Consider the following 10420-nt stretch of genomic DNA (forward strand, 5'->3'; position numbering starts at 1 on the left):
GGGTAACGGGGGTCGGGGTAGGACATGGCCGCTTCTCCTCATGGGCGAGCACTCATTAGATGAGCACTAAGATAACGAGCACTCATGCATGCGTCAATGATTCAATGAGCGCTCATTCACTTTCTGGAAACTGGAGGACCGATGGCCGATGCCGTGGCAAGGGTTCTGGAGCAGTGGCGCCGCGAGCTCCCGGACGTCGACGTGTCGCCGGTCGCGGTGGTCGGCCGGATCATGCGGCTGTCCCGGATGTGGGACAAGGAAATCAAGGACTTCCTGGCCCAACACGACCTGGACCCCGGGGAGTTCGACGTACTGGCCACCCTTCGGCGGTCCGGCGCCCCCTATGAGCTGACCGCGGGAGTCTTCCTCAAGACGTCGCTGGTCACCACCGGCGCCATCACCCTGCGCGTCGACAAGATGGACGCCAAGGGCCTCGTGACACGAGTGCGGGACGACGCCGACCGCCGCTCCGTGAAGATCCGCCTCACACCGCGTGGCCTCGACGTCGTCGACCACGTACTCCCGCTGCACCTCGCCAACGAGGCCCGCCTGCTCCGAGCTCTGTCCGCCGAAGACCACTCCCACCTGGCCGCCACACTGGAAGGGCTGTTGGAGTCGTACGGGGACACGCCCCCTCCGGTCGGCACCTGAGCACCGCCCGCCCGAACGGACCGGCACCCCTCCCCTGCCCGGACCGGCACCCCGGCTAGGCTTGAGTGTGTCGTTCCAGGATTGAGCGTGCGGTTTCCGTTTACGGGGAGAGTGATCTGGTGACAGAGCGCAAGCCGGCGGGTATGAGCGTCGAGACATGGGTGGACCGGCAGATCCGTGAGGCGCAGGAGCGCGGCGAGTTCACCGAGCTGCCGGGCTTCGGCAAGCCACTGCCCGACGCCGCGCAGCCGTACGACGAGATGTGGTGGATACGCCAGAAGATGGCCCGCGAAGGCGTCACCGGGATGCTGCCGCCGTCCCTGGCACTCCGCAAGGAGATCGAGGACACGCTGGCCGCGGTGGCCAAGGCGCCTTCCGAACGAGTAGTGCGGGCGCTTCTGGAACCGGTCAACGACAAGATCACCGCCATGCTCCGGCAGCCGCCTCCGGGACCGCCGCTGGGCAGGAAGCCGATCGACGTGAACGAGGCCGTACGGGAGTGGCGCGAGGCGCGCGGCGAGGCCTGACGGCTCACACCGACGCGTCCCGGCAGACCTCCACCGCCGCCGCCCGAAACCCTGTCCGTGGCTGAAAAGATGCGCCCCAAAACAACTTCCACGAACGTGAGTTGGTGCATACGGTCGCCTCTGTCAGTCGTGAAGAGAACGTTCAGGGAGGGACAGCATGAACCACAACATACGGGCGGCGGCCGCGACCGCGGCGCTCGTCACCGGGCTCCTCGCTGCCGCCGGCACCGCCCAGGCGGCCCAACGCATCGACGCGCAGCAGCTCTCCGCACACCTCGACAAGGCGGTCGCCGCGGAGCAGGCGAACGGCGAGACCACGGGTGGGCCCATCCTCGGGGCCGTGACCAGCAGTCCCGACACCGTCGACTCCTGAGCGGGCGCGGGTGCGCACCGTGGACAGTCCGGGGGAAGACCACGTCACCTGGTGCCCCAGCGGGGAAGCACACCGTCCGGAATCCGTCGTCCTGGGTGTCCGGTCGGGGGAGAACGGCCAAGTCGTCTATCTGGCCGAGCCGGTGCCGGCAGCTCAGGTGCTGCCCGGCATCCCGGAGGGCATCGCGCCCCACCGAGTGCTCCGGTTCGCCTCGCACTGCGTGTCCGGTTGCGCCAACCGGGTCGACGACGCCTGCGGCCTGATCGAGCGCATACAGACCCTGCCGTCACCCGACACCTCGGGGGCCGTGCCACGGTGCCATCTGCGTCCCCACTGCAAGTGGTGGCACCAGGCGGGGGTGGACGCCTGCCACCGCTGCCCCGCCATCACCACACTCAACTCCCCCGACGACGAGCTCGCCGTGCTCGTCGCGGATCCCTCCACCACCACCGAGCAGTTGGAGACCTGGATCGCCGCGGCCGAGTGACACACACGGCGGCTGTACGCGGTGGTTCACCACACCCCGGCGCCGGTCGCGGGGCTTCCCGCGACCGGCGCCGGTGGGTGGGGGACGGACCTCAACCACCCATGTCCCTTGCCGGCCCTTCCTCTTCGACCACGACCGGGATACCCCCGGCCGCCTTCTCCAGGCTGTGCCGCAACGACGTCGAGCGCACCCCCGCGGCGCTCGTGGCCACCCGGATGCCGGACGCGTCCGCCGTGGCACTGCCGCTGTTGACGGGATCCCCCTGCGCCAACCACCGGGTCGCGAGGTGGTGATGAGGATGCTCCCAGCCCCCGGCTGAAGGGATCCTGAAGGTTCCTGAGGATCTTTCAGCAACCTTCAACTGCCCTGCGGCATACGGCATCGTGTGAGCATGCGCATACTGCTGGTCGAAGACGACGAACGGTTGGCAGAGCTGCTGCGCCGGGGGTTGTCCGGTGACGGGTTCGCGGTGGATGTGGCCCACGACGGGCCGCACGGGCTGGAGTTGGCGCACGGCGACGACTACGACGTGATCGTGCTGGACGTCCTGCTGCCCGGGCTGAACGGCTTCCGCCTCTGCTCCCGGTTGCGGGAGGCCGGCGTATGGACTCCGGTACTGATGCTGACCGCCAAGGACGGCGAGTACGACGAGGCCGAGGGGCTGGACACCGGCGCGGACGACTACGTCACCAAACCCTTCTCCTACGTCGCCCTGGTCGCCCGACTGCGCGCCCTCGTCCGGCGCGGCCGCCGTGAGCGCCCCGCCGTCATCCACATCGGTGACCTCGAGATCGACCCGGCCGCCCGGCGCTGCCGACGAGGTGAGACCGTACTCGCCCTGACGGCGAGGGAGTTCTCGGTGCTGGAATACCTCGCCCTGCGCCACGGCGAGGTCGTGACCAAGACCGAGGTCCTGGAACACGTGTGGGACCACGCCTACGACGGCGACGTGAACATCGTCGAGGTGTACGTCTCCGCTCTGCGGCGCAAGATCGACACCCCGTTCGGCACCCGTACCATCCACACCGTCCGCGGCGTCGGATACCGCCTCGACCACGGCAGGACACCCGTATGAGCCGTCTGGAGATGTCCCGTCTGCTCTCGCCCACGACGGTCCGCGCCCGGCTCACCCGTCGTGCGGCCGGCATCGCCGCCCTCGGCACCGTCGTCGTCCTGGGCATGGTGACCGTGTTCACCGCCGACAGCGTCGACCTCCGCGACTCCGATGACAGATCATCCGCGGCCGGACGGGACTCCCCGGTCCTGGAGATATGCCGGAACCTGGGGCTCGTTCGCCCGCACGAGACACCAGCGGATCCGGCCGTCTCCGGCTGGATGTGGCTGTGGGCGGTGACCGCGGTCGCCGTCGTGGCGGCAGGGTCCTGCTGGTTCGCCCTCGGCAGCGTGCTGCGACCGGTGGAGGAAGCCCGCAGCTACTTCTCCCTGATCGTCTCGGGCGCCTCCAGAAGCCGCCTCCCCCTCCCCGGCAACGGCGATGAGCTCAACGAACTGGTCCGGACGATGAACTCCGGCCTGCACCGGCTCCAGACCACCGTGGAGCAGCAGCGGCGCTTCGTCGCCGACGCCTCGCACGAACTGCGCAACCCCCTGGCGGCACTTCAGGCCGAGCTCGAGATCGCCCTGGCCCGCCCGGACCGGGCCGACTGGCCCGACGTGGTACGAGCCGCCCTCGGCGACACCCGGCGCCTGCAGCACCTCACCGAGGACCTGCTGCTTCTGGCCCGTCTCGACCTCGACAAGCCCCCTGAGCAGCACCGCATGGAGAAGGTGGACCTGACCGACCTGGTCCGTGAGGAAACAGCCCGCCGCCACCCGCCCACCCATGTGGCACTCCACCTCGACATCCTCGCCGAGCCGATGGTCGTCCGTGGCCATCCCGCCCTGCTCGCCCGGGTCCTGGGCAACCTCCTCGACAACGCGGAACGCCACGCCACCAGCCGCGTCACCGTCCGTCTCAGGGACGACGCCGCCGAACGGCAGGCCGTCCTCGACGTCTTCGACGACGGGCCCGGTATCCCACCCCGCGACCACGCCCGTGTCTTCGAACGCTTCACCCGCCTCGACACCGCACGCACCCGCCACACCGGCGGAACCGGCCTGGGCCTCGCCATCGCCCTCCGTATCACCACCCTCCACCGTGGCACGCTTACCATCACTCCCGCCCCGCACGGAGCACACCTGACCACCCGCCTGCCTCAATCACCAGGGCGTTAGGCACACTTTGTGTGTTGTAGTCCGTTACCGAAGAGGATGAGCCACGCATGATCACGCTTACGAAGGACTCCGGCCCGGCAGACCTGGACGGAGTGACCCATCTGTCCATCGGGGTCTCCTGGGACCCGACGGCCGGCAGCAGTGGTGGAGTTGTCGGGTTGCTCCGCCGCAAGTCGGGTACCGACCTGGACCTGATCGCCGTCGCGATGCAGGGCGCGGACCCGGTGCGCCTCGCGGGTCTCGACTCGCTGGACCCCATGGGCAACGGCTCGCTGGTGCACAGCGGTGACAACCAGACAGGTCGTGGCGACGGTGACGACGAGACCGTCACGGTCGAGTTCGCGCGGATCCCCGAGCAGATCACCTCGGTCGTGTTCGTCGCCGCCGCGTTCAAGAAGGGCAGCTCCTTCCAGAAGGCCCGCAACATCAGCTTCAAGGTCTACGACGCGACCGGGGGAAGCGCCCAGCAGGTCGCCGACATCTGGCCGAGCCTGCTCAGCCAGGACAACGGCTGCGCCGTGGCCAAGGCCATGCGGGTCGGCAACAGCTGGAAGCTCGAAGTCATCAATGTGACGGGGAAGATAAAGCAGGGCGACGAGCACGCCCTGATGCGCTTCGCCATCAGCAAGTAGCCCGGCCCGTGACCCGAGCGACGATCGGGTCCGGGTCCGCGGGACTGCGCAAGCCCCTCCGGCTGTCGCCGACGCACGGCATCAGCGACAGCCGAGGGCTCCGCATAGGTACTACGCCTGCAGCCAGGGACGTCGGCCCGGTCCCGTCGGGTGGGTGCCGGTGACGGCCATGACCACCGAGTAGAGGCTGGTCTCGGCGGCGATGAAGAGGCGGTTGCGCTTGGCGCCGCCCCAGGAGATGTTGGCGACCGCCTCGGGGACGTTGAGCCGCCCGATGAGGGTGCCGTCGGGGTCGTAGCAGTGCACCCCGTCCCCCATCGCGGCGGCCCAGAGCCGACCGCCGTCGTCGAAGCGCAGGTTGTCGAAGCGGGCCCTCTCGCGGCCCTGCGCCTCGGCGAAGACCTTGCCGTCGGACAGTGTGCCGTCGTCGCGTACGTCGAAGACCCGGATGCAGCCGGCCCGGGTGTCGGAGACGAACAGCTGCCGCTCGTCGTCCGAGAAGACCAGCCCGTTCGGCGCCCCGAAGCAGTCGGCGACCAGCCGCACTTCACCCGTGGCGGGATCGACGCGGTAGACGTTGTTGGCCCCGATCTCGCTCTGCGCGCGATAGCCCTCGTAGTCACTGGTGATACCGAAGTCCGGGTCGGAGAACCAGATCGAACCGTCGGACTTGACCGCCGCGTCGTTCGGGCTGTTCAGGCGCTTGCCCTGCCACCGGTCCGCGAGGACGGTGACCGTGCCGTCGTGTTCGGTGCGGGTCACCCGACGGTTGCCCTGCTCACAGGTGACCAGCCGGCCCTCCCGGTCGAGGGTGTTGCCGTTGGTGTGCCCGGCGGAGCGCCGGAAGACGCTGACGGCACCGGTCTCCTCGTCCCAGCGCAGCATCCGGTCGTTGGGGATGTCGCTCCAGACGACCTGCCGCCAGGCGGGCACGTAGATCGGCCCCTCGGCCCAGCGGCACCCGGTGTACAGGACCTCCAGCGCCTCGTCTCCGTTCATGCAGCGTCCGGTACGGAACCGCTCGTCGAACATCTCGTACAGCCCTGCGTGCTCGCCGGCCATGGGGCCCTCCCTCGTCCACGGATGTCACACCTGCCGAAGTTCATTCGGCCTGCCGTGCACATTGCAGGATGAGCTATGGTCAATACAAGACGATCCCGAATGGAGAGTTGTGGATCACATAGACCGGACCCTGCTGGCGCAGCTCCAGCAGGACGCCACCCAGTCCTACGCCGCACTGGGACAGGCCGTCGGCCTGTCCGCCGGTGCCGCTCATGAGCGTGTGCGCAAACTGCGCGAGCGCGGCGTCATCCGGCGCACCACCGTCGAGGTGGATCCGGCCGCGGTGGGCAGTGTCGTCCTGGCCTATGTCATGGTCGACTCGACCTCGTGGATGGGTGATTCGGCGAACGACTTCGCCGCACTCCCCGAAGTCCTGGAGGCGCACGTCATCGCCGGCAGCGCCTCGGTGCTGGTGAAGGTCAGGACCGCGACGACCGAGCAACTGCAGGACGTACTGCGCCGGATCTACGCCATCGACGGGGTCAGCGGAACCCAGGCCACGGTGGTGCTGGAGACGTTCTTCGAGCGGCCGCTCTCGCCCCAGGAGGGCTAGCGGCCGCGCCGGGGCCGGCTCACGCGGAGGTGATGGCCCGCTCCAGCAGACCGTGGAGCACGCGCTGCTCCTGCGGGGCGAGGCCGGACAGCGGGGAGTCCACCGCGAGGAGCCCGAGGAGGCGTTCGCGCAGTGCGGTGCCCTCGGCGGTGAGGACGAGGTGCTTGGCGCGGCGGTCGGTGGGGTGCGGGTGGCGCTCGATGAGGCTCTGCTTCTCCAGCTTGTCGACGACGAAGGTGGTGTTGGAGGGCTCGCAGCTCATCCGCTCGGCGAGCTCCCGCATGGTCATCGGCCCGCTCATCTCCCGCAGTGCGGTCGCCTGGGACGCGGTCAGCCCCAGGGTGACGGCGCGCTCCCGTACATGCTCGGCGATCCGCTGGGCCAGCCCGTTCACCAGACCGCACAGCTGTCGCTCGGCGATGGCCTGCTGCTCGGGGGACGTCGTCATGCCACCACCTTAGCAACTCCATCAAGACAACATAATTACAGCTTGAATGATTCGAACTTGATGCTTATGGTGGGCGTCGCCGCCGCAGGAGCAGCGGCGATCCGACGATGGCTCACAGGGGAGAATCCATGGCCGACCTGACGGTGGATCACGCTGTACGACTGCGCCGACCTGCGGGAATCCGCTCCATATGGCTGGGCGACACAAAGGTCTCGTACGTCCCGGACGGCGATGTGCGGCTCCGGCCGCTGCACCTGCTGAAGGACACCACCGATGAGGTGTGGGCCGCACACCCGGAGTACCTGGACGCCACGGGCCATCTGGTGGGGAGCGTCGGCGGCCTGCTGGTCGAGCACGGGGAGCGCGCGCTGCTGATCGACACGGGCTTCGGCCCGCAGACGTACGAGGCTCCGGACGGGCCGCTCGGTGTGATCCAGGGAGGCGCTCTCCCGGAGAGTCTGGCCGCACTCGGCCGTTCCCCCGAGGACATCGAGGCGGTGGCCTTCACCCACCTCCACCCCGACCACCTCGGCTGGGCCTGCCACCCCGTTCCCGGCGGTGAGCAGCCCCTGCTGGCGCACGCCGACTACCTGATCTCCGAGGTGGAATGGCAGGGGCGCGACCTCCTGGAGGCCGAGGGAATGGCCGAGCAGGTCGCGGCCCTGGCACCGCGCGTACGGACGATCGCCGACGGGCAGGAGGTATTCCCCGGCGTACGGGTGCGGATCACCCCCGGCCACACCGTCGGGCACGCCGAATACGTCATCACCGGGGGCGGGCGGCGACTGATCGCGTTCGGCGACGCCGTGCACTCACCGATCCAGATCGACCACCCCGAGTGGTCCTCGGGCTTCGACCACGATCCCGCCCTGACCGCCGGCCACCGCCGGCGTCTCGTCGCGGAGTTGGCGGAGCCCGGCACGATCGGCTTCGGTGTCCACTTCGCCGACGTGGTGTTCGGACACGTGCGGCAGGACGGAACCGGCCCGGCTTGGCGTCCTCTGGACGCCTGACCCGGTACGGCAGTCCCGGTCCGACCGGCGTGTCAGCCCTGCCCGGAGTGGCGGGGGGAACGGGCCTCGGCCGTGGCCGTCAGCTCCTTCAACCACTCCTCAAGGCCTCCTCCGAGGTACTTGAGGGAGGTCGGCACATCCGCTTCGACCTGGTCACCGGTCCAGGTCTCCTCGGTCTGTACGAGGACACCGCCCCGCACCTTGATGAAGTTCCAGACGTGAACGCCCCGGTCGATGCGCAGCCCTTCACCGATGGCGGGCCCGGTCCACCGTATGCACGTGCCGTGCTTGAGCTGACGGACGGTCGACGTGATGGTCAGGGTGGTGGCGGGCGTCGTGGGGGTGGCCGACGGCTGCCCTGGTCCCGGCGACATGGCCGAGGCCCACCCGGCGAGCGCCGCCGCGTCACAGCAGGGCACGCCGCCCGGTCCCGGCGACACGGCCGAGGCCCGCCCGCTGCCGACGCCACGGCCGAGGCCCACCAGGCGAGCACCGCCGCGAAGCACCGCCCCGAAGCGCCGCCGCGTCATGGCAGGGTGCCCCGCACACGATGGCCAACGCCTGCCCGGCGACGACCCGTCGACCCGGCGGCGGCCATAACGCGACGCCCGTTACGGCGATCACATGCCCGCGTCGGTTAGTCTCCCCGGATGCTCGACGACGTCGCCCGCCCGTCCGCCGGGCTCGCCGTGCGCTGCACCAGGGTCCTGCTCTCGCCCTGGGCGCGCCTGGCCCTCCTGGTGCTGGTGCTCTCGGCGGCCGCCACGACCGTGCTGCTCCTTGAGCCGCAGCGGCTGCTCGCCGACGGCTGGCCGCACCGCCTCGGCGGCGGCGCCGCGGTGGTGCTCTTCGGTGTGGCGTACGGTCTGTGCACCGCCGCCTTCGTACCGCGCCCCCTGCTCAACCTGGCCGCGGGAGCGATCTTCGGGTCCCAGGCGGGGCTGCCGTCCGCACTCGCCGGAACGGTGCTCGGCGCCGGCATCTCGTTCGGCCTCGGCCGGGTGCTGGGTCAGGACGCGCTGCGGCCGCTGCTGCGGGGCCGCTGGCTCAAGGCGGCCGACGGCCAGCTCAGCCGGCACGGGTTCCGCTCGATGCTGGCGATCCGGCTCTTCCCCGGCGTGCCCTTCGCGGCGGCCAACTACTGCGCCGCCGTCTCCCGGATGGGCTGGCTGCCGTTCCTGCTCGCGACGGGCCTCGGTTCGGTGCCCAATACGGCGGCGTACGTGGTCGCGGGCAGCCGCGCCGCGTCCCCGACCTCGCCGGTGTTCCTGATCGCGATGGCGTTCATCGCGGTGTCGGGCCTGGGCGCGGCGGCGGTGGCGTGGCGCAAGCGGCACCGGCTGAGCGGGCGGGCCCAGCCGGCGGGGCCGCGGACGGCCGCCACGGACGGGGAGCCCACCGGGGAGTATGCGGCCGAGCCCGCCGGGCCGCCCGTGCCCGGCAGGACCGCATAACTCCCGCTTCATCTCGGGCCTGTACGCTGCCCTGCGACCGGCCGCCGATCACACCGTCATACCGGCCGTCGGATCGTCGTGCCCACAACCGTCTTCAGCACCCGGGATGGCCCACGCCCCATGTCTTGGTTCGAATCGTTCATCCTCGGGCTCGTCCAGGGGCTGACGGAGTTCCTGCCGATCTCCTCCAGCGCGCACCTCCGGCTCACCGCGGCCTTCGCCGACTGGCAGGACCCGGGGCCGGCGTTCACCGCGATCACCCAGATCGGCACCGAGACGGCCGTCCTCATCTACTTCCGCAAGGACATCGTCCGGATCATCTCGGCGTGGTTCCGCTCGCTCACCGACCGGTCGATGCGCGGCGACCAGGACGCCCGGATGGGCTGGCTGGTCATCGTCGGCTCGATCCCGATCGGCGTGCTCGGCATCGTCCTCAAGGACCAGATCGACACCACCTTCCGCGATCTGCGGGTGATCGCCACCACGCTGGTGGTGATGGGCGTCGTCCTCGGCATCGCCGACCGCCGCGCCGCCCGCGACGAGGCCGGCGGCCGCCACCGCGCGGCCAAGCAGCGCAAGTCGCTCCAGGACCTGAGCGTCAAGGACGGCCTGGTCTACGGGATGTGCCAGGCCATGGCCCTGATCCCGGGCGTCTCCCGCTCGGGCGCCACCATCAGCGGCGGCCTCCTGATGGGCTACACCCGCGAGTCCGCGGCCCGCTACTCCTTCCTGCTCGCCATCCCCGCGGTCCTGGCCTCGGGCGTCTTCGAGCTGAAGGACGCGGGCGGCGAGGGCCAGGCCCCGATGGCCGAGACACTCTTCGCCACGGTGATCGCCTTCGGCGTCGGATACGTCGTCATCGCGTGGTTCATGAAGTTCATCTCCAGCAAGAGCTTCATGCCGTTCGTGATCTACCGCATCCTGCTGGGCATCGTCCTCTTCGCCCTGGTCGGAGCCGATGTCCTCAGCCCGCATGCGGGCGAGG

15 protein-coding genes are annotated in these 10420 nt (G+C 69.9%); 12 read left to right on the forward strand and 3 right to left on the reverse strand.

What is annotated here, in order from left to right; translation table 11 throughout:
* Positions 1–141 precede the first annotated feature (141 nt).
* The 8 genes from A8W25_RS29970 to A8W25_RS30005 all read left to right on the forward strand — a co-directional run bounded on the left by A8W25_RS29970 (position 142) and on the right by A8W25_RS30005 (position 4905).
* Entirely contained in the window at positions 142–651 is a 510-nt protein-coding gene (locus tag A8W25_RS29970) for a MarR family winged helix-turn-helix transcriptional regulator (RefSeq protein WP_067167520.1), read from the forward strand.
* Positions 652–770: 119 nt separating this feature from the next.
* Positions 771–1178, forward strand: coding sequence for a DUF1992 domain-containing protein (locus A8W25_RS29975; protein ID WP_067167522.1), 408 nt, complete (start codon positions 771–773; stop codon positions 1176–1178).
* 157 nt (positions 1179–1335) lie between these two features.
* On the forward strand, positions 1336–1551 hold the full coding sequence (locus A8W25_RS29980; protein WP_067167524.1) for a hypothetical protein: 216 nt from the start codon (positions 1336–1338) through the stop codon (positions 1549–1551).
* 19 nt (positions 1552–1570) lie between these two features.
* On the forward strand, positions 1571–2038 hold the full coding sequence (locus tag A8W25_RS29985; protein WP_067167535.1) for a hypothetical protein: 468 nt from the start codon (positions 1571–1573) through the stop codon (positions 2036–2038).
* A 101-nt stretch (positions 2039–2139) separates the two neighbouring features.
* Positions 2140–2331, forward strand: coding sequence for a hypothetical protein (locus A8W25_RS29990; protein WP_067167525.1), 192 nt, complete (start codon positions 2140–2142; stop codon positions 2329–2331).
* Between the two features lie 98 nt (positions 2332–2429).
* Entirely contained in the window at positions 2430–3113 is a 684-nt protein-coding gene (locus A8W25_RS29995; protein ID WP_067167526.1) for a response regulator transcription factor, read from the forward strand.
* On the forward strand, positions 3110–4273 hold the full coding sequence (locus A8W25_RS30000; RefSeq protein WP_067167527.1) for a sensor histidine kinase: 1164 nt from the start codon (positions 3110–3112) through the stop codon (positions 4271–4273). Before A8W25_RS29995 ends, A8W25_RS30000 begins: the two co-directional genes overlap by 4 nt.
* 47 nt (positions 4274–4320) lie before the next feature.
* Positions 4321–4905 (forward strand): TerD family protein, encoded by a 585-nt coding sequence (locus A8W25_RS30005; RefSeq protein WP_067167528.1) that lies wholly within the window; start codon positions 4321–4323, stop codon positions 4903–4905.
* A 111-nt stretch (positions 4906–5016) separates the two neighbouring features.
* Here A8W25_RS30005 and A8W25_RS30010 read toward each other — a convergent pair whose 3' ends face one another.
* Entirely contained in the window at positions 5017–5967 is a 951-nt protein-coding gene (locus A8W25_RS30010; protein WP_067167529.1) for an SMP-30/gluconolactonase/LRE family protein, read from the reverse strand.
* A 109-nt stretch (positions 5968–6076) separates the two neighbouring features.
* Here A8W25_RS30010 and A8W25_RS30015 point away from each other — a divergent pair, with 109 nt between their 5' ends.
* On the forward strand, positions 6077–6520 hold the full coding sequence (locus tag A8W25_RS30015; RefSeq protein WP_067167530.1) for an Lrp/AsnC family transcriptional regulator: 444 nt from the start codon (positions 6077–6079) through the stop codon (positions 6518–6520).
* A gap of 19 nt (positions 6521–6539) precedes the next feature.
* On the opposite strand, the gene A8W25_RS30020 is transcribed toward A8W25_RS30015, so the two are convergent.
* On the reverse strand, positions 6540–6968 hold the full coding sequence (locus A8W25_RS30020) for a MarR family winged helix-turn-helix transcriptional regulator (RefSeq protein ID WP_067167532.1): 429 nt from the start codon (positions 6966–6968) through the stop codon (positions 6540–6542).
* A 128-nt stretch (positions 6969–7096) separates the two neighbouring features.
* Between A8W25_RS30020 and A8W25_RS30025 the strand changes: the two genes are divergently transcribed.
* Entirely contained in the window at positions 7097–7981 is an 885-nt protein-coding gene (locus A8W25_RS30025; RefSeq protein ID WP_234386654.1) for an MBL fold metallo-hydrolase, read from the forward strand.
* Positions 7982–8013: 32 nt separating this feature from the next.
* Here A8W25_RS30025 and A8W25_RS35290 read toward each other — a convergent pair whose 3' ends face one another.
* Complete coding sequence (locus A8W25_RS35290) at positions 8014–8511, reverse strand: hypothetical protein (protein ID WP_234386655.1); 498 nt, start codon at positions 8509–8511, stop codon at positions 8014–8016.
* A 120-nt stretch (positions 8512–8631) separates the two neighbouring features.
* On the opposite strand from A8W25_RS35290, the gene A8W25_RS30035 reads away from it, so the two are divergent.
* The gene (locus tag A8W25_RS30035) at positions 8632–9435 is read left to right on the forward strand and encodes a TVP38/TMEM64 family protein (RefSeq protein WP_079126527.1); all 804 of its coding nucleotides are present in this window, start codon (positions 8632–8634) and stop codon (positions 9433–9435) included.
* 120 nt (positions 9436–9555) lie between these two features.
* Positions 9556–10420 (forward strand): undecaprenyl-diphosphate phosphatase (locus A8W25_RS30040; protein ID WP_067167533.1); only part of this gene is annotated, 865 nt, incomplete at its 3' end.

The organism is Streptomyces sp. ERV7 (assembly GCF_001653515.1).
In the GTDB taxonomy this organism is placed as follows: Bacteria; Actinomycetota; Actinomycetes; order Streptomycetales; family Streptomycetaceae; genus Streptomyces.

Coding starts and splice junctions, on each gene's coding strand:
- A8W25_RS30010 (WP_067167529.1), bottom strand. CDS start 5,967: ATGGCCGGCGAGCACGCAGGGCTGTACGAGATGTTCGACGAGCGGTTC.
- A8W25_RS29995 (WP_067167526.1), top strand. CDS start 2,430: ATGCGCATACTGCTGGTCGAAGACGACGAACGGTTGGCAGAGCTGCTG.
- A8W25_RS35290 (WP_234386655.1), bottom strand. CDS start 8,511: ATGACGCGGCGGCGCTTCGGGGCGGTGCTTCGCGGCGGTGCTCGCCTG.
- A8W25_RS30000 (WP_067167527.1), top strand. CDS start 3,110: ATGAGCCGTCTGGAGATGTCCCGTCTGCTCTCGCCCACGACGGTCCGC.
- A8W25_RS30020 (WP_067167532.1), bottom strand. CDS start 6,968: ATGACGACGTCCCCCGAGCAGCAGGCCATCGCCGAGCGACAGCTGTGC.
- A8W25_RS29970 (WP_067167520.1), top strand. CDS start 142: ATGGCCGATGCCGTGGCAAGGGTTCTGGAGCAGTGGCGCCGCGAGCTC.
- A8W25_RS30025 (WP_234386654.1), top strand. CDS start 7,097: ATGGCCGACCTGACGGTGGATCACGCTGTACGACTGCGCCGACCTGCG.
- A8W25_RS30005 (WP_067167528.1), top strand. CDS start 4,321: ATGATCACGCTTACGAAGGACTCCGGCCCGGCAGACCTGGACGGAGTG.
- A8W25_RS30035 (WP_079126527.1), top strand. CDS start 8,632: ATGCTCGACGACGTCGCCCGCCCGTCCGCCGGGCTCGCCGTGCGCTGC.
- A8W25_RS29990 (WP_067167525.1), top strand. CDS start 2,140: ATGTCCCTTGCCGGCCCTTCCTCTTCGACCACGACCGGGATACCCCCG.
- A8W25_RS29980 (WP_067167524.1), top strand. CDS start 1,336: ATGAACCACAACATACGGGCGGCGGCCGCGACCGCGGCGCTCGTCACC.